At 69.6% G+C, this 17,576-nt stretch carries 19 protein-coding genes; 8 read left to right on the top strand and 11 right to left on the bottom strand.

What is annotated here, in order from left to right; genetic code table 11:
- Positions 1-27 precede the first annotated feature (27 nt).
- A complete protein-coding gene (locus tag NQK81_RS36955) occupies positions 28-612 on the bottom strand; it encodes a TetR/AcrR family transcriptional regulator (RefSeq protein ID WP_257485177.1) in 585 nt (194 codons plus the stop codon).
- Positions 613-751: 139 nt separating this feature from the next.
- Between NQK81_RS36955 and NQK81_RS36960 the strand changes: the two genes are divergently transcribed.
- Positions 752-2,263 carry an alpha/beta hydrolase gene (locus NQK81_RS36960; RefSeq protein ID WP_257485178.1) on the top strand — a complete coding sequence of 504 codons (1,512 nt, stop codon included), beginning with the start codon at positions 752-754 and terminating at the stop codon, positions 2,261-2,263.
- Between the two features lie 90 nt (positions 2,264-2,353).
- On the opposite strand, the gene pucL is transcribed toward NQK81_RS36960, so the two are convergent.
- From pucL to NQK81_RS36980, 4 genes are read right to left on the bottom strand one after another with little or no spacing between them, the layout of a single operon-like run.
- Entirely contained in the window at positions 2,354-3,232 is an 879-nt protein-coding gene (gene pucL / locus NQK81_RS36965) for a factor-independent urate hydroxylase (RefSeq protein WP_034310855.1), read from the bottom strand.
- Between the two features lie 6 nt (positions 3,233-3,238).
- A complete protein-coding gene (uraH, locus tag NQK81_RS36970; protein WP_034310857.1) occupies positions 3,239-3,556 on the bottom strand; it encodes a hydroxyisourate hydrolase in 318 nt (105 codons plus the stop codon).
- Positions 3,553-4,044 (bottom strand): 2-oxo-4-hydroxy-4-carboxy-5-ureidoimidazoline decarboxylase, encoded by a 492-nt coding sequence (uraD, locus tag NQK81_RS36975; protein ID WP_257485179.1) that lies wholly within the window; start codon positions 4,042-4,044, stop codon positions 3,553-3,555. Before uraD ends, uraH begins: the two co-directional genes overlap by 4 nt.
- A gap of 58 nt (positions 4,045-4,102) precedes the next feature.
- Positions 4,103-4,579, bottom strand: a complete 477-nt coding sequence (locus tag NQK81_RS36980; protein WP_126733427.1) for a helix-turn-helix domain-containing protein — start codon at positions 4,577-4,579, stop codon at positions 4,103-4,105.
- Between the two features lie 104 nt (positions 4,580-4,683).
- Here NQK81_RS36980 and allB point away from each other — a divergent pair, with 104 nt between their 5' ends.
- A complete protein-coding gene (allB, locus tag NQK81_RS36985; RefSeq protein ID WP_257485180.1) occupies positions 4,684-6,012 on the top strand; it encodes an allantoinase AllB in 1,329 nt (442 codons plus the stop codon).
- Position 6,013: 1 nt separating this feature from the next.
- Complete coding sequence (gene alc, locus NQK81_RS36990; RefSeq protein WP_257485181.1) at positions 6,014-7,030, top strand: allantoicase; 1,017 nt, start codon at positions 6,014-6,016, stop codon at positions 7,028-7,030.
- Here the strand turns inward: alc and NQK81_RS36995 are convergent.
- From NQK81_RS36995 to NQK81_RS37015, 5 genes are all read right to left on the bottom strand, one after another.
- Positions 7,021-7,197: a hypothetical protein gene (locus NQK81_RS36995; protein WP_167373560.1), complete on the bottom strand. Its 177-nt coding sequence runs from the start codon at positions 7,195-7,197 to the stop codon at positions 7,021-7,023. The two genes, alc and NQK81_RS36995, sit on opposite strands and share 10 nt — an antisense overlap.
- A gap of 34 nt (positions 7,198-7,231) precedes the next feature.
- Complete coding sequence (locus tag NQK81_RS37000) at positions 7,232-7,708, bottom strand: CoA-binding protein (protein WP_257485182.1); 477 nt, start codon at positions 7,706-7,708, stop codon at positions 7,232-7,234.
- Positions 7,705-8,994, bottom strand: a complete 1,290-nt coding sequence (locus NQK81_RS37005) for an O-acetylhomoserine aminocarboxypropyltransferase/cysteine synthase family protein (protein ID WP_257485183.1) — start codon at positions 8,992-8,994, stop codon at positions 7,705-7,707. Before NQK81_RS37005 ends, NQK81_RS37000 begins: the two co-directional genes overlap by 4 nt.
- Before the next feature lie 71 nt (positions 8,995-9,065).
- Positions 9,066-9,680 carry a (2Fe-2S)-binding protein gene (locus NQK81_RS37010; RefSeq protein WP_257485184.1) on the bottom strand — a complete coding sequence of 205 codons (615 nt, stop codon included), beginning with the start codon at positions 9,678-9,680 and terminating at the stop codon, positions 9,066-9,068.
- A complete protein-coding gene (locus NQK81_RS37015) occupies positions 9,680-10,540 on the bottom strand; it encodes a putative RNA methyltransferase (protein WP_257485185.1) in 861 nt (286 codons plus the stop codon). The genes NQK81_RS37010 and NQK81_RS37015 overlap by 1 nt, the downstream gene beginning before the upstream one ends.
- A gap of 175 nt (positions 10,541-10,715) precedes the next feature.
- On the opposite strand from NQK81_RS37015, the gene NQK81_RS37020 reads away from it, so the two are divergent.
- From NQK81_RS37020 to ku, 5 genes are all read left to right on the top strand, one after another.
- The gene (locus NQK81_RS37020; protein ID WP_257485186.1) at positions 10,716-12,110 is read left to right on the top strand and encodes an ammonium transporter; all 1,395 of its coding nucleotides are present in this window, start codon (positions 10,716-10,718) and stop codon (positions 12,108-12,110) included.
- Positions 12,107-12,445 (top strand): P-II family nitrogen regulator, encoded by a 339-nt coding sequence (locus NQK81_RS37025; RefSeq protein WP_020630602.1) that lies wholly within the window; start codon positions 12,107-12,109, stop codon positions 12,443-12,445. Before NQK81_RS37020 ends, NQK81_RS37025 begins: the two co-directional genes overlap by 4 nt.
- A 9-nt stretch (positions 12,446-12,454) precedes the next feature.
- Positions 12,455-14,770: a [protein-PII] uridylyltransferase gene (locus NQK81_RS37030; protein ID WP_257485187.1), complete on the top strand. Its 2,316-nt coding sequence runs from the start codon at positions 12,455-12,457 to the stop codon at positions 14,768-14,770.
- Positions 14,771-14,858: 88 nt separating this feature from the next.
- A complete protein-coding gene (locus NQK81_RS37035; protein WP_126733419.1) occupies positions 14,859-15,251 on the top strand; it encodes a hypothetical protein in 393 nt (130 codons plus the stop codon).
- 50 nt (positions 15,252-15,301) lie between these two features.
- Positions 15,302-16,168: a non-homologous end joining protein Ku gene (gene ku / locus NQK81_RS37040; RefSeq protein WP_257485188.1), complete on the top strand. Its 867-nt coding sequence runs from the start codon at positions 15,302-15,304 to the stop codon at positions 16,166-16,168.
- Positions 16,169-16,420: 252 nt separating this feature from the next.
- Here ku and NQK81_RS37045 read toward each other — a convergent pair whose 3' ends face one another.
- Complete coding sequence (locus NQK81_RS37045) at positions 16,421-17,425, bottom strand: NlpC/P60 family protein (RefSeq protein WP_257485189.1); 1,005 nt, start codon at positions 17,423-17,425, stop codon at positions 16,421-16,423.
- Positions 17,426-17,576: the final 151 nt, after the last annotated feature.

Genomic DNA, 17,576 nt, shown 5'->3' on the forward strand with positions numbered 1-17,576 from the left:
GGTGTTCAGGATTCCGCCGTCGGTGCTTCACGCATCCGGGAGCAACGTGCGCGCGTACGCCACCGACGAGGCACCCGCGACCTCGAGCGCTTCGGTGTTACGCAGCGAACGGCTCAACACGAACGCTCCTTCGAGGCTGTTCACCAAAGCGATGGTGAGGCGCCGCGCGGCTTCCGGTTCGAGGCCGTACTTGCCCAGCTTCTCGGCGCCGGTCTCGATCCACGCCGTGAAGACGTCGGCCGTCGCGATCCGCAGCTTCTCGTTGGTGCTGGCGACCTCCAGCGCGACCGTCGCGATGGGGCAGGCGTCGGCGTAGTCGGTCGCCTTCAGCGTCTCGGCGGCGCTGGCGAAACACGCCTCGATACCGTGGACGAGGTCCGGCTCGTCGGCGAAGAAGATCTCGAACAGCGCGAGGTACATCATCCCCGAAGTGCGGATGACCTCCTCGCCGAGCTGTTCCTTGCCGCCCGGGAAGAAGTGGTACAGCGAGCCGAACGGCGCGTTCGCCGCCTCGACGATCTGCTTCACCCCGGTGCCGGTGTACCCGTTGCGCCGGAGCAGCTCGGCGCCGGCGTTCACGATGCGTTCCCGCGTTCCAGTCACGCCTCCCATGATAGAGCGTTCTATCAAGTTTCGATGGTCCCTTCGACCTTGGTTCACCTTCCGGCGCTACCTGCGGTCGATGTTCGCCCGGTGTGCCCGGCCCTAGCGTCGTGAGCCGTTGGGAAACCAAGGAAGAAGGGGGAAGTACATGAAGCGGTTCTTGGCCGCCGGGTTGCTCCCGGTGATCGTGGGCGGGCTGCTCGCCGGAGCCACACCGGCTTCGGCGAGCGTCCCGGCTCACTACGCCGACCAGAAGCTGGATTGGCATCCCTGCGCGGCGGAGGAACTGGTCACGTTGCCGCCGGGCACCGACATCAGCGGGCTCGAATGCTCGACGTTCCGCACACCCCGGGACTGGGATCGTGCGGGCGAGCGGCAGGACCTGACCATCGCGGTCAGCAGGCTGAAGGCCACCGGCACCTCGACGGCCTCGGTGCTCACCAACCCGGGCGGGCCGGGTGGTCCCGGGCGCTGGTTCCCGGTGACGTTCCGCGGGCAGGAGAAACTGCGCGAGCACCAGGACATCATCGGCATCGACGTGCGCGGGACCGGCAAGAGCACCAACGTCACCTGCCGGGGCACGGCCGATCTCATCCGGCAGCTGGATCCACGTGACCGGGATCCGCGCAATCTGAACCAGATCCTGGCCAACGCCGAGCACGTGGCCAGGTCCTGCCAGAGCGCCGGCGGCGAACTCGGTCCGTTGATCACCACCCACCAGACGATCAGGGACTTCGATCTGCTCCGGACACTGCTCGGCAGGGAGAAGATCAACTGGGTCGGCTACTCCGGCGGGACCTGGCTGGGGGCGCATTACGCGCAGCAGTTCCCGCAGCGGACCGGGCGGTTCGTGCTGGACTCCGCGACGGAGTTCACCACGGACTGGCAGAAGACGTTCGACCGGCAGCCGGTCGGGTTCGAACGGCGCTGGCGGCAGGACTTCCTGCCGTGGATGGCGCGGTACGACGCGAAGTACCACTTCGGCACCAACGGTGAGGTGGTCCGGCAGAACTACGAGCGGGTCCGTTACGCCTTGTCCCGCAACCCGCTGAACGGGAGCGGGCCGATGGAACTCGACACCGCCATCATCTACATGCTGTACAAGAAGGCGACCTTCCCGGCGCTGGCCGACCTGCTGGTCAAGATCCGGGACGCGATGGAGAACCCGGCGGCCAGGGCCGAGGCGAAGGCCGCCGTCGACGCGGCGGGTGACCACCCCGACGCGCAGGACGCCACCTTCTGGAACACCCTCTGCGGTGAGGGACGTTTCATCGGCACCCGCGAATCGCTGATCCGCGCCTCACAGCGGAACCTCGATCGCGGTCTGCTCCTGGCGGGTGGCGGCACGCTGAACGCCTCGGTCTGCCTGTTCTGGGACAAGGAACCCCGTCCGCTGCCGAAGATGGACGGCAAGGGGGTCCCGCCGGTGCTGATCGTGCACTCCGAGCACGACCCGGCCACGGCGATCGAGGGTGCCAGGAAGGCGCACGCCGGGTTCGCGAACTCGCGGATGCTGACCGTGACCGGTGAGGGTGACCACGGGCTCTACGCCGACGGGAACCCCAAGCTGGACGAGATCGTGGACGCCTACCTGGTCGACGGGGTGGTCCCCGCCGACCAGAGCGTCCCCGGGATGCCGCTGCCGGTGCCGGCTCCCTAGCGACGCCGGGCCGCCTGCTCCCCGTGTCGCGAAAGCCACTTTCGAGACGCCAGACGTCCCGAAAGTGGCTTTCGCGACGTGCCCGCTGCCCTAGAAGGCGGCGAGGGTGTGCCAGGCCAGGCCCGGATCCTCGGCGTCGTCGCGGAGGACCACACCCTCGATCAGGCCGTACGGACGGTCGGCGGCGTAGAAGACCTCGTTGTCGTTCTTCAGCCCGAACGGTGACAGGTCCACCAGGAAGTGGTGCTTGTTCGGCAGTGAGAGCCGGACTTCGGCGACCTCTTCGCGTTCCTTGAGCACAGCCTCTCCCATGGCGTACAGCGTCTGCTGCAGGGAGAGGCTGTGCTTGTCCGCGAAGGTCTCCAGCAGGATCCGCCGGACCTCCGCGTGGCTCGTGGCCCAGTCGATCCCGTCGCCCTGGTAACGCCAGCGCGCGGTCACGGCGGTCGCGAGGATCCGGTCGTTCGTCTCGGCCAGCGTCGTGTACTCGTCGCGCGGGAAGCCGTGGAACTCCGAGCCGGTCGACTTGAGCACCACGAGATCGTCCAAACCGGACACCACCCAGGCCTGGTCGCCCTGCACGGTCACGGCGGTCGTCCGCTTTTCGCTGCCCGCCTGGGAGAACGCGTGGTCGTGGCCGGAGATGCGGTTCCAGCCGTGTTCGTCGATCAGGATCCGGGCGCCGGTGATGTGCTCGAACGAGCCGACGAAATGGCGTCCCAGCCGCAGCGCGAAGTCCTCGATCTCGCCGACCGGGGCTTCCTTGGCGAAGGCGTAGACGGTGTTCTTCTGGGTGTCGGTCGCGACGACGTCGGCGTTGTCACCGGTGAGATGCGTGGCCGCGAGGTCGCCGCGAAGCGACGTCGAAACGGTGAGGTCCTTGAGGTGGTGGACGGTGCCTTCGCGCTGGACGGTGACGAGCCGGACTTCGGCCTTGCCGTACTGGTTGGGGCCCAGGGTGATGGCCACGGGCGATCAGCTCCCTCGATAGGTGGAATAGGCGAACGGGCTCAGCAGCAACGGCACGTGGTGGTGCTCGGTCCCGTCGGCGATGCGGAAGGTCAAGGTGACTTCGGGGAAGAAGGAGTCCGGGCCGAGGTGGGCGCCGGTGTCGAAGACCAGCCGGTAGACCCCGGGTTCCAGGGTGTCCGGGCCGAGGTCGCGGATCCGGCCGTCGGCGTCGGTCCGCCCTTCGGCGACGGGTTCGCCCGCGCCGGTTTCGAGCCGGACCCCGACGCCTGCCGCCGGCCGTCCCGCGGCGGTGTCGAGGATGTGCGTGGTCACGAGGCTCATGCCGTCACCGCCTTTTCCAGCCGCAGCGCGGCGATCCTGGCCAGCTCTTGACCGGCCACTTCGAGTTCCTTCTCGGGATCGTTCGGCAGCCTCGAACGCAGGTTTTCCAGCAGCTCGGCGCCGCTCCGGCCGCTCGCGCAGACCAGGAAGACATGCCCGAACGTCGCTTCGTACTCGGCGTTGGCCGCGGCGAACTCGCGTGCCGCGTCACCGTCCACACCGGACTGTTCCAAGCGCGACCAGCCCGCTTCGGTGCTCTTCCCGTCCGCTTTCTCCCCGATCCGGGGATGGGCGGCCATGGCGCGCCGGACCTCTTCGGGACGCAACGGGGTGAGCGCCCCGGCCGCGGCGAGCAGCGCGGCGAGATCGGCGTACGGGCGCCTGGCCAGCAGGGTCTCCACCCAGCGCGGGACGTCGAGGCAGGCGGTCAGCGCCGGCCGGACGTCCTGTGCGGGAGCCTCGTTGAACTCTCGAATGGTGAGCGGCACGGGAACTGACGGTACGGCGACGATTCCGCCGCCGTCAACATTTTGTTGAATCAGCTCTTCAGTCTTGGTCCCGGTTGAGGTAGTTGTAGACCGTGAACCTCGTGACCCCCAGCGCCTCGGCGACGGTCGACACCGACTTGCGGAGGCCGAACGCGCCGCGTTCCTTGAGCAGCCGCACCGCGCGCTGCTTGGCGGCGCGGTCGAGGGTGTCGAGTCTGCCGCCGAGTTCGCGTTCGACGTCGCCGATGAGCCGGGCCAGCGCGCTGTGCAGTTCGACGGCGGGCTCGCTCGTTTCGTCGCCGACCTGCCGGAGCTGGAGGGTCACGCGGGTGGCGCCGCCGTTCAGTGCCGCCCTGGCGATGGCGGGGAGCGCGTCGAGGAGGGCGTCGGCGTCGCCGCGGACGAGGGTGCCGAGCGGGCCGAAATCGGCGGAGAGACCCGCGTCCTCCGCGGTGTCGCGGGCTTTGACGGCGTGTTCGGGTGGCGGACCCTCGCCGTGGAACGGTTCGCTGGTGAACTCGGCTTCTAACTGCACCCAGCGAAGGTAGCGCCGCCCGGGCTCGTTGACGAGCAGGGTGGCCGGAGTTAATGTCGGAGTGCGAAACCTCGATTCCACTCAGTGGAAGTTGGAGGCTCTAGATGGACCTGGTGATCAAAGCCGCCCGAGCCGTGACGGCCGCCGGAGAGGTACCCGCGACCGTCGGTGTCGACGGTGGCCGCATCGTCGCGGTGGAGCCCGCCGGAGCCGATCTGGACGGCGAGCGGGTACTCGAACTCGGTGACGACGTCGTCCTGCTGCCGGGCCTGGTGGACACGCATGTGCACGTCAACGACCCTGGCCGCACGGAATGGGAGGGGTTCGCTTCGGCGACCCGCGCGGCCGCGGCGGGCGGGGTCACCACGATCGTGGACATGCCGCTGAACAGCCTGCCGCCGACGGTCGACGTCGCGTCACTGGAGGTGAAACGCAAGACCGCCGAGGGCCGGGTGCACGTCGACGTCGGCTTCTGGGGCGGCGCGATCCCCGGCAACCTCGCGGACCTGCGCGGCCTGCACGAAGCCGGAGTGTTCGGCTTCAAGTCCTTCCTGCTGCATTCCGGGGTCGACGAGTTCCCGCCGCTGGACGCGCGCGGCCTCGAAGAGGCGATGACCGAACTGCGGACCTTCGACGGCATGATCATCGTGCACGCGGAGGACTCCGACGCGATCGACCACGCGCCCGACCCGCACGGCGAGAAGTACGAGGACTTCCTGCACTCCCGGCCGCGCGGCGCGGAGAACGTGGCGATCGCGCAGGTCATCGAGCTGGCCAGGAAGACCGGCGTCCGCGCGCACATCCTGCATCTGTCCTCTTCGGACGCGCTGCCGATGGTCGAGAGCGCGCGGCGCGACGGCGTGCGGCTGACCGCCGAGACGTGCCCGCACTACCTGAGCTTCACCGCGGAGGAGATCGGCGACGGCGCCACGCAGTTCAAATGCTGCCCGCCGATCCGCGAGGCCGGGAACCGCGAACTGCTGTGGAAGGGCCTCGCGGACGGGGTCATCGACTGCGTGGTGACCGACCATTCGCCCTGCACGCCCGAGCTGAAACGCTTCGACAGCGGCGATTTCGGGCTCGCCTGGGGCGGGATCGCCGGGTTGCAACTCGGCCTGCCGGCCGTCTGGACTCAGGCGCGGCAGCGCGGTTTCGCGCTCACCGACGTCGTCCGCTGGATGGCCGAACATCCGGCCGCACAGGCGGGGATGAAGCGCAAAGGACATCTCGCGCCCGGCTACGACGCCGACTTCAGCGTGTTCGCCCCCGACGAGGCGTTCGTCGTCGACGTCGCGAAATTGAAGCACCGCAACCCGGTCAGCGCCTACCACGGACGGCCGCTCGCCGGTGTCGTCCGGAGCACGTGGTTGCGAGGCGAGGAGATCACCGGTGAAGACCCGGCAGGCGTTCTGCTGACCCGGGGAGACTGCTGAGATGGAGGATGCCGTGAACGACCGTCCTGAGTGGACAGCCCTGCCCGATCTGGCCTCGCGCAGGTTCGGCGGGACCGTGATGTGGGCGACGGACGAGTTGTTCGCCGAGAAGGAGAACCTGGTCAATCCCTGGGTTCCCGCGCATCGGGCGGAGACCTTCGGTCCCAAGGGGCAGGTCTACGACGGCTGGGAGACCCGGCGGCACCGCGAGCCCGGCGACGATCAGGCGGTGATCCGGCTCGGCCTGGCGGGCGCGATCACCGGCGTCATCGTGGACACCGCGTTCTTCAAGGGCAACTACCCGCCGTTCGTCTCGGTCGAAGCGTGCGCCGTCGACGGCTATCCCAACGCCGCCGAACTGTCCGAAGCGGACTGGGACGTGCTGGTGAAACGCGGCGCGGCGGCGGGGCACACGGAGAACTTCTTCGAGGTCGGCGGGAGCAAGCGCTACACGCACGTCCGGCTGACCATGCATCCCGACGGCGGGGTGGCCCGGCTGCGGGTGCACGGCACACCGATCCCGGACCCGCGGCTGCTCGACCTCGGCGCACTCGACCTCGCCGCGCTGGAGAACGGCGCGGTCGTCACCGGCTGCAGCGACATGTTCTATTCCTCGCCCAACAACCTCTTCTCGCCGGGGCTCGCCGCGCATCAGGCCGAGGGCTGGGAGACCGCGCGGCGCCGCGACGACGGGAACGACTGGGTCACCGTGCGCCTCGCCGGCGCGGGCGTCGTCCGGTTCGCCGAACTGGACAACAGCAACCTCAAGGGCAACGCGCCGGGCTGGGCGTCGCTGAGCGGCCGGGACGGTGACGGCGAATGGGCCGAACTGCTGCCCAAGACGCGGTTGCAGCCCGACACGCGGCACCGGTTCGCCCTCGCCGAGGGTCCTGAAGTGACCGAGGTCCGGCTCGACATCTATCCCGACGGCGGGATGGCGCGCCTACGGCTCTTCGGGGCGCTTTCCGAACGAGGCCGCGCGGATCTCACTTCCCGTTTCGAGGCGGCTCAGGGCTGAGCGCCGGGCCGGTTCAGATACGCGGAGAGCAGCGAGAGAACGGTGCCGATCGAGAAGATCGCGGTGAGCCACCAAGCGCCGCCGATGGACAGGTTCCACACCAGGGCACCCACCATGAGCACCGCCATGACGATGTTCCTGATCTGCAGCGGTGTCGGTTTGGCCATGCCGCCACCCTCTCACGGGCGGCCGACCGGCTGGTCAGGGGGCGGACTGGCGCCGGGAGCTGATCACGCCGGTGTTGAAACCGGCGAGGTGGAGCCCGCCGGCGAACCGGGCGTGCTCGATCTTCACGCAGCGGTTCATCACCACGTCCAGCCCCGCCTCCTTCGCGCGGTCGGCGACGGGCTCGTGCCACAGGCCCAGCTGTAGCCAGAGCGTGCGCGCTCCGGCCTCGACGACCTCTTCGGCGACGCCGGGGAGGTCGTCGTGCTTGCGGAACACGCTGACCAGGTCGGCCTCGCCGGGCACGTCGGCGAGCGACGGGTAGACCGGCCGCCCGAGAAGCTCGTCCAGCCGCGGGTTCACGAAGTTGACCTCGTACTTGCTGGAGGAGAGCAGGTACGTCGCGACGAAGTAGCTCGGCCGCGCCGGGTTGTTCGAGGCGCCGACGATGGTCACCGACTTCGTGTGCGAAAGGATGCGGCGCCGCTCGACCGCGCCGACGTCGTAGGTCATCCCGCCACCGCCTTGCCGAGTGCCTGGTCGAGATCCCACAGGATGTCGTCGACGTCCTCCAGCCCGACCGACAGGCGGATCAGATCCGCTCCCACGCCCGCCGCGCGCAACTGGTCTTCGGAGAGCTGCTGGTGGGTGGTGGACGCCGGATGGATGACCAGCGTCCGCGCGTCCCCGACGTTCGCCAGATGCGACAGCAGCTCGACGGAGTTCACGAACGTCTCCCCGGCCGCGCGGCCTCCGTCGAGACCGAAGGAGAACACGGCGCCCGGCCCGGCGGGGAGGTACTTCTTCGCGCGGTCGTGATGGGGATGGTCCGGCAGGCCCGCGTAGTTCACCCAGGCCACCCGGCTGTCGTTCGCGAGGTACTCCGCGACGGCCCGCGCGTTGGCGACGTGGGCGTCCATCCGCTGCGGCAGCGTCTCGACCCCCTGCAGCAGGAGGAAGGCCGAATGCGGGGAGAGGACCGCGCCGATGTCGCGCAACTGCTCGGCGCGGAGCCGGGTGCAGAAGGCGTACTCGCCGAAGTTCTCCCAGTACTTCAGGCCGCCGTAGCTCTCGACGGTCTCGGTCATCCGCGGGAACTTCCCGTTGCCCCAGTCGAACTTCCCGGACTCGACGACCACGCCGCCCAGCGTGGTCCCGTGCCCGCCGAGGAACTTCGTGGCCGAATGCAGCACGATGTCCGCGCCGTGCTCGATCGGGCGGCACAGGTACGGCGTCGCCAGCGTGGCGTCGACGACCAGCGGGATGTCGTGCGCGTGCGCGAGCTCGGCCAGCCCGGCGATGTCGGCGATCCCGCCACCGGGATTGCCGATGACCTCGGTGAAGATCAGCTTCGTCCGGTCGGTGATCGCGGCCGCGTAGTCCTCGATGCGGTCTCCGCCGACGAAGGTGGTCTCGATACCGAAGCGGCGCAGCGTCCCGGTGAGTTGTGTGACCGTCCCGCCGTAGAGCCCGCCCGCCGACACAATGTGGTCGCCCGCCTCGGCGAGGGCTGAGAAGGTCAGGAACTCCGCGGCCTGGCCACTGCTGGTCGCGACCCCGCCGATCGCGCCTTCGAGACTGGCCAGCCGCTCCTCGAAGGCCGCGACCGTCGGATTGCCGATGCGGCTGTAGATGTTGCCGTACTTCTGCAGCGCGAACAGGTTCGCCGCGTCGGCCGCGTCCTCGAAGACGAAGCTCGTGGTCTGGTAGATGGGCACGGCGCGGGCGCCGGTCGCCGGGTCGGGCGTCCCGCCCGCGTGCAGGGCGCGGGTGCGGAAGCCCCAGGTGCGTTCACTCATCGCGCCCGACGCTACCTCGCGTCCCACTCCGTGACCATCGTTCCCAGCCCGTGGCTACCCGTCGTCGCGCGTTACCCGAGCGCGGCGCGCAGCCGCCGGTCCCGTTCCTCCGGGGTCTGCCGCGGGCAGCTGGTGCACTTGGGGTTGCCCGCCTCGTAGATCAGGCAACAGGAAGCACGGCGCACCACGGTGTTCCGCCCGATCCGGGAGAACCGCGGCTCCGGCATCCCGAGCCCGATCGCGGCCACGAGCGGCCCCGCCAGCTCGATCGCTCGTGCGGTGTCGCCGGTCCACAACAGGCGGTTGCCGATCGAGTCCGTCGCGATCGCGCCCAGCGCGCGCGGATTCGCCCCCGTGACGGCCGAGATCGTGCCGATCGCCGTGCTCAGCGTCCCGGCGAACGCGGCACCGAGTTCGGCGAGGCCGCCGTCGAGGAGCCGTGACGATCGGGCGCCGGTGAAGCGGCCGTCCGGGACGAGGTCGATCGTGACGGCGTCGAGCGACGGGTCCAGCGGCTCACCACGTACGAGCGACTCGACGGAGGGGGCGACGAGGACGGAAGACAGCGAGTACCACCAGATCGTCCCGAGCACTTCGGGCCGCGAGCAGCCGTAGAGCTTCGCGGCGCCGCCGATGCGGGCGCCGACCCATGCGGCGTCGGCGAGCAGGGTCGCGGGTGCCTCCATCAGGGCACCGGCCGGTACAGCGTGACGCTGAACGAGGTGGTGACGTCCATCGGCGCGGTGATCGCGTCGAGGCGTTCACGGCGGCCGTCACGGTGCAGGTGGTGCGCGCTCGGCCCCATCTCGACCACCTGGCGGATCTGGGCGGGCGCCAACGCCACCTCCTGGGTGACCTCGTTCCGTTCCACCCGGGTGAAGCGTTCGCCGAGGGTGTCCTCCAGCCGCGCGTCCTTGCCGCCGTCGACGGAGATCACCAGATCGCCCAATTCCCGGAGGTGTCCCGGGTTCGGCGTCGCGACGACCAGCAGCCCGTCCGCGGTCAGGACGCGGTGGAACTGCGGGGCGTTGCGGGGCGCGAAAACGTTGAGGATCAGCGACGCGCTCGAATCCGCCACCGGCCAGGGTTCCCACAGATTCCACACGGCCGCGCCCGCGCGCGCGTGTGCGCGGGCGGCCCGGCGCAGGGCGACCGCGGAGACATCGAGCGCCAGTCCATAGGCGGCGGGGAGGGCGTCGAGCACATGCGCGAGGTAGTACCCCGTGCCCGCTCCGGCGTCGATGACCATCCCGTTCTCGACGTGATCCGAAGCCACCTTCGCGAGGGCGTCGGCGAGGGGCAGATAAGCACCGGAAGAAAGGAGGTCGACGCGGGCCGCGACCATCGGCGCGGTGTCCGCCGTGCCGGCCGGGATGCGCGCATGCAGAAGATTGACGTAACCCTGCTTCGCTACGTCGAACGAGTGGCCCCGGTCGCAACGCACCGTGCGCTCGGTTAGCCCGACCGGGTCACCGCAGACCGAACACCGCAAGGACCGGACGATCGCCGGTGGCAGGGGGTCATGGCCGGAAACACGCGCGTTCATGGGCCTATTCGACCACGAGGTTTCGCAACCGGACAGAACGCACCAGGTCAGCGGAAACCTGGCCGTAACAACGCCGTACCGACAGTTCACGCGGGTGAAACCTGAATCGCCGCCCGAGGAAACACCGCGGTCCAAAGATTCCTGCGCAGTACACCCCAGGCACGGGAGGAAGATTGTGCTGAACGCAGGAGACACCGCATGGGTGTTGATCAGCGCCGCGCTGGTCATGCTCATGACACCGGGACTGGCGTTCTTCTACGGCGGCATGGTCCGCGCGAAGAGCGTCCTGAACATGTTGATGATGAACTTCATCGCGCTCGCCGTAGTCGGTGTCCTCTGGACGCTGTACGGCTTCACGATGGCGTTCGGCAACGACATCGGCGGAGGATTGCTCGGTAACTTCGACTTCGCCGGTCTCACGGACATCTCCGGGAAACTCGCCGGGTTCGCGACCGCGGCGACGAGCACCACGCCCGAGGTCGCCTGGCCCGGCGCGGACGCGTTGCCGCTGTTCGCCTTCGTGATGTTCCAGCTGATGTTCGCGATCATCACCCCCGCGCTGATCTCCGGTGCCATCGCCGACCGCGCCAAGTTCTGGGGCTGGACGCTGTTCGTCGCGGTGTGGGTGACCATCGTGTACTTCCCGGTGGCGCACTGGGTGTTCTCGTTCAACGGCTTCATCGGCGCGGATTCGGTCGGCGGCTGGATCGCCAACCAGCTCAAGGCGCTCGACTTCGCCGGCGGTACCGCGGTCCACATCAACGCCGGTGCGGCGGGCCTGGCGCTGGCGATCGTGCTCGGCAAGCGCAAGGGCTGGCCGAAGGGCACCGGACGCCCGCATAACGTCCCGTTCGTGCTCCTGGGCGCCGCGTTGCTGTGGTTCGGCTGGTACGGCTTCAACGCCGGTTCGTCGCTGGCCGCCAACGACCTCGCCGCCGTCGCGTTCACCAACACCACCGTCGCGACCGCCGCCGCCATCCTCGGCTGGCTGATCGTCGAGCAGATCAAGGTCGGGAAGCCGACCACCCTCGGTGCCGCGTCCGGCGCCGTCGCGGGTCTCGTCGCGATCACCCCGGCGGCCGGTTTCGTCAGCCCGCTGGGTGCCATCGCCATCGGCCTCGTCGCCGGTGCCCTGTGCGCGCTGGCGATCAGCCTCAAGTTCCGCTTCGGCTTCGACGACTCCCTCGACGTCGTCGGCGTCCACCTCGTGGGTGGTCTCGTCGGCACGCTGCTCATCGGTTTCTTCGGCACCACCAGCGTCAACTCGCTCGGCGTCGACGGCCTCTTCTACGGCGGCGGCCTCGGCCAGCTCGGCAAGCAGGCGCTCGCGGCGGTCGTCGTCCTCGGCTACTCGTTCGTGCTGACCTTCGTCATCGGCTGGGTGATCAAGAAGCTCGGCGGGTTCCGCGTCAGCGCGGAGGACGAGGTCAGTGGTATCGATGAGGCCCAGCACGCGGAGAGCGCGTACGACTTCACCGGTTCGGGCGGCGGCCTCGGCCAGCCGAGCTCCATCCCGGTCAAGCCGTCCTCCGGAAACGCGGCCACGAAACTCGAGGAGAGCAAGGCATGAAGCTGATCACCGCGATCGTGAAGCCGTTCACGCTCGACGACGTCCGCTCCGCGCTGGAGCAGCTGGGCGTGCTCGGCATGACGGTCAGCGAGGTGCAGGGCTACGGCAGGCAGAAGGGCCACACCGAGGTCTACCGGGGTGCCGAGTACTCCGTTGACTTCGTGGCGAAGCTGCGGGTCGAGGTCGTCACCGACGATTCCAACGTCGAGAAGGTGCTCGACGCGATCACCACCGCCGCGCACACCGGCAAGATCGGTGACGGCAAGATCTGGGTGACGCCGGTGGAGACGGTCATCCGGGTACGCACCGGCGAACGCGGCTCGGACGCCCTATAGGCGTCACGGATGGCCGACGGGGGTGAACTGGTCAAGGCCACCGAGCGGTTGCTCGAGGGCAGGCACGGAAGGCTGGGGGCGTCCGCGTTGCGGGCGGCCCTGGTCGACCTCTACGAATTCTGGTTGGGCAAGGGCGCCGCGGCGGCCGGCGTCGACACCGCTGAACCCGGTGTCGCGCTGGCCGCCGTCGGCGGCCTGGGGCGCAGCGAGCTGGTGCCCTTCTCCGACCTCGACCTTTTGTTGCTGCACAACGGGAACTCACGGGTCGGCGAGATCGCCGACGCCATCTGGTATCCGTTGTGGGACGCCAAGATCGGCTTAGATCACTCGGTGCGCACTCCGGGTGAGGCGCTGAAGGTGGCGTCCGAGGATCTGCGGACCGCGATGGGGCTGCTCGACATCCGCCACATCGCCGGGGACGCCGAGATCACCGCCAGGCTGGCGGCCGCGGCGCGGGACCAGTGGCGGCGGACCGCCAGGAAACGGATGGACGAACTGTCGGACGCGGTGCGTCAGCGCTGGGCCCGCAGTGGCGAGATCGCGCAGTCCGCCGAGCCGGATCTCAAGCACGGGCGGGGCGGGCTTCGCGATTTCGCCGTCCTGGAAGCGCTTGCGGCGGCGCAGCTGACGGCGAGACCCGGCGAGGAACTGCTGGCGGCGAAGAGCCTGCTGCTCGACGTCCGGACCGAACTGCGCCGGGAACTCCGCCGGGAGCGGGACATCCTCAGTGCGCCGGAGGCCGAGACGGTCGCGGGTGAGCTCGGGTTCGGCGACCGGTTCACCTTGGCGCGCAAGCTTTCCGGCGTCGGCCGGACGATCGCGTACGCGGTGGACGTGGCACTGCGGTCCACTGTGGAACCGCCGAAGACGCGGTTCGGGCGGCGGCCGGCGCGGACGCCGCTCGACGAAGGTGTCGTCCTGCACGGCAACGAGGTCGCCCTGGCGCGGGACGCGGTGCCCGCCAAGGATCCGGCCCTGCTGCTGCGGGTGGCCGCGGCGTCGGCGCGGATACGGAAACCCATCTCGCACGGGACCCTGCGGGCGCTCGCCGACACCGCGCCCGAACTGCGTGCGCCGTGGCCGGCCGACGCCCTCAAGGCGCTGGTGGAACTGCTCGGCGCCGGTGAGGGACTCGTCGACGCCGTGGAGGCGCTGGACCGCACCGGCCTGTGGGCGCGCCTGTTCCCCGAATGGGGCGCGGTGCGGGATCTCCCGCCGAGGTCGCCGGTGCATTCCTGGACCGTCGACCGGCATCTCGTGCGGGCCGCGGTCGAGGCGTCGAAACTGACGACCACCGTTTCGCGGCCGGATCTGCTGCTGATCGGCGCGCTGCTGCACGACATCGGCAAGGGCCGCGACGCGGACCATTCCGAACTCGGCGCGAAGATCAGCGCACAGGTGGCGGCCCGGCTCGGGCTGCAGGAGGCGGACGCGGCACTGGTGTCGGCGATGGTCCGGCATCACCTGCTGCTGCCGCACACCGCGACGCGGCGGGACATCAGCGATCCCGCCACGATCCAGCGGGTGACGAAGACGCTCGACGAGAACCTGGTCCTGCTGGAACTGCTGCACGCCCTGACGACGGCCGATTCGCTGGCCACCGGGCCGGGCGTGTGGACGGACTGGAAGGCGCGCCTGCTCGCCGAACTCGTGTCCGGTTGCGAAGAAGCGTTGCACGGCAAGGGTTTCGTGCCGCCGGAGCCGATGGGGGCCGAACAGCGGGAGCTCGTCGCGGAGGCCGTCGCGTCCGGCCGTGGCGAGGTGCGCATCACCGCCGCGGGCAAGGTCGTGACCGTGGTGCTGGCGGTCCCGGCCCGGGCGGAACTGCTGGCGCCCGCGGCCGGCGTGCTCGCGCTGAACTCGCTCGAGGTCCACGCGGCGGTGCTGCGCGGGCACGACGGGGGACGGGCGGGGGTCTTCACGGCGTCGCCGAAGTTCGGCTCGCTGCCCGACGTCACCCTGTTGCGTGAGCAGTTCGCGCGGGCGGTGGCCGGGACGCTGCCGCTCACCCAGCGGCTCGCGGCGAAGGAACGGGACTACGGCGGAGGGGAGCCGCCGTCCGCGGGAGCGAAGGTGATCTGGTTCGACGACGAGACCAGCGGGCACGACACGGTCGTGGTCGAACTACGGGCCGCGAACCGGATCGGGCTGCTGTACCGGGTCGCGGGCGCGCTGCGCCGGTGCGAGGCGGAGGTGCGCTGGGCGAAGGTGGCCACGCTCGGTGGCGCCGTCGTCGACTCGTTCGCCGTCGCGCCGCGGGCGGGCCGCGTCGACCAGGAGTGGCGGTCGAGGATCGAAGCCGCGCTGCTGGCGGCAGCTTCCTGACGTTCGGGGTGTCGCGCGAATCGCGGAGGGTAGCGGTGGCAGGATGTGCGCGGTCGAGACCCGAAGGAGCCGGAGGGGCGGTGAGCACGTGCTCGACCACGAGCAGGACTCGCCCGGACCGCAGCGGATCACGCTTCCGCCGACGGTCGTGGCCTCCCATCTCCGTGCGTGCGCGGACGACCTCGCCGTCTCCCTCACCGCGTCCGGCCCCGCCGCGACCGTGCCCGAACTGCTCAAGGTGGTCCGGCACCTCGTCGCGGGGCAGCAGGCGCTGGCCATCGCGCTCGAAGGCATGGCGGGCCGGGTCGAAGGCGGCGGCGAAGGCGCGCTGGCCACCGCTCCGATGGTCGACGTCGAGGTGGTCGCCGAAGTGCTCCGTGCGGCGGCCACCGCTGTCGACTGTTCGGCGGAGGCACTCGCCGAATCCCGTCCGTCATTCGAATGTGTGAGCGAATCGGTCGCCCCTGACACCCGTTTGTAGCTGTCCCGCCCCTTCGGCGCGTGGATACGCTGACCAGGCGGAGGTGGGCGATGCGAGCGGTGTGGAAAGGCACGATCGGATTCGGGACCTACGCCATTGCGGTGAAGGCGTACAGCGCGACCGAAGAGCACAACGTCCCCCTCCACCAGGTGCACGAGCCCGACGGCGGCCGGGTGCGGATGAAGTGGGTCTGCGAGGTCGACGGCGCCGAGGTGCCCGCGGCCGAGATCGCCAAGGGGTATCCCGTCCCCAACGGCGACGTCGTCCTGCTGACCCCCGGGGATTTCGCGTCGCTGCTCCCGCCGACCACCCAGTCGATGGACGTCGTCGGCTTCACCCCCGCCGAGCAGGTCGACCCGATGTACTTCGCGCGCAGCTACTTCCTCGAGCCGGAGCCTGCCGGCACCAAGCCTTACGTGCTGTTGAGCGAGGCGCTGCAGCAGTCCGGGCGGATCGCGATCGTGAAGGTGACCTTGCGGCAGCGCGAAACGCTGGGCGCGCTGCGCGTGCGGGACCAGGTGATCCTGCTCGAGACGATGCTGTGGCCCGACGAGATCCGGCGGCCCGACTTCCCGTTCCTGCACGAGGACGTCGACCTGCGGCGCGGGGAGCTGCGGAACGCGGTTTCGCTGATCGAAGACCTCACCCGGGATTTCGACCCCGGCCGGTACACCGATCACTACCGTGAGGCGCTCGAAGCACTCATCCAGGCCAAGTTGGACGGCGACGACGTTCTGCGGCCGACCGCCGCGGAACAGTCCGAAGGCGTGACGCGGCTGCTGGCGGCATTGCAGCAAGGCCCGGTCGGGAAAGCCCAGGAATCGGCGGACAAGGCGCGCGAGGCGCGGACGCGGGCGAAGCGGGCTGCGTCGTCGGCGTCGTCGGCGTCGTCTGGGTCGTCGGCCAAGACCAGTTGAGTAGATCTACTCAGGGGGAGTTGGGGGTCTTCACGCTGCCGTGACCCCAGGGTGACCGGGCATGGTTATGTCATCGCGCGGAGAGAGCGCGGGCAGCGAATCGCCTGGTACTGGGGGTCCGGCGATACCGAGTCCCGCGAAGCTCGCCAAGTGTGCTTACGGTCGGCTCGCGGGGAGGCGAGCCTTCCGTAGGGGCTCCGGTACCGGTCTGCGAGGGGCGACCGGTCCCGGAGCCCTGTTTCGCGGCCCGTCTCAAAGCCGTTTGGCCGCGCGGAACGCCTTGGCGTAAGTCCCTTCGCCGTCGATCAGCGACACGCCGCCGGCGTCGCCGAACGTCGGCCCGTTGGCGACTTTGCGGCTGGACAGCACTCGCCGCTTGCCGTCGTTGTCGATGCCGAGGTAGATCCCGGTGTGCGACACGCGCGGCCCGAGATGCGGCTCCAGATTGAAGAAGAGAATGTCGCCGGGCTGCAGTGCCGAGTAATCCGTCGCCTGTTTCCCGATGTCCGCGACCACCGGCGTTCCCGGCCCGAGTTCCGACATCGCCCAGGCACGCCGCGGCAGCCCCGGCCCCTTCGTGTTGGTACCGAGCAGCGGGTAGCCCGCGCGGTAGCCGTAGACCATCCGCACGAAACCGGAGCAGTCGAGCGAGCCGAACCGCGCGGGCTCGGCCTTCTCGTGCTTGTCGGGGAAATCCCAGTCGACACCGAGGAAATCGTAGAAGTCCGACTTCTCGAGCCGTCCCTCGGCACTGTCGGGACCGAAGGTCGCGTCGCCCGCGATCCGGAGCTTCTTGGACCTCTGGGCCGCCGAGCCGTCGGTGTACTGCAACGCGATGGCGAGGAGGTCCGGCGAGGTGTCACTGACGGCCTTGGGCAGCCAGTCGCGTAACCAGGGTTCCTTTTCCGCGCCCTCCCGCCATACCTGCGGCGCGAACCGGACCCAGGCCGACGAGGTGATCGTGGCCTCGGTGAACTTCGGCTCGGTGAAGGTCCGGCTCCGGCCGGTCAGCAGGACCGTGCGCGAGCCGTCGGTGAACGACGCCAGCTGGGTGCCGGCGGAATCCCGGACGATCGTCCTCGCCGGGGCGGCGAGCCGTTCGTACGAATACCCGCCCACCGCGGCCGCACCCGGCGCCCCCGCGGAGGCGGACATGGCGGTGATGTCCTGGTTCTCCTGCTTCGCGACGTAGAACGCGGCCGTGCCGGACACACCGATCACCGCGACCAGGACACCGATCCGGATTGCCTTGCGCATCACCGAGTCCCCTTCTGTTGGTGAACCCGAGTCCGCGATCGACGTCGGCAGCGCTGCCTGGTCGTCCACGTCGCGGGTGTGGAAAGGGCGCCCTGCCACCGCGATAGCGGGGCCTTCGGCAGGGCGGGTTCACTCGTCGCGTCCCGATCGA

The sequence above is a fragment of the Amycolatopsis roodepoortensis genome (genome assembly GCF_024628825.1).
Classification (GTDB): domain Bacteria; phylum Actinomycetota; class Actinomycetes; order Mycobacteriales; family Pseudonocardiaceae; genus Amycolatopsis; species Amycolatopsis roodepoortensis.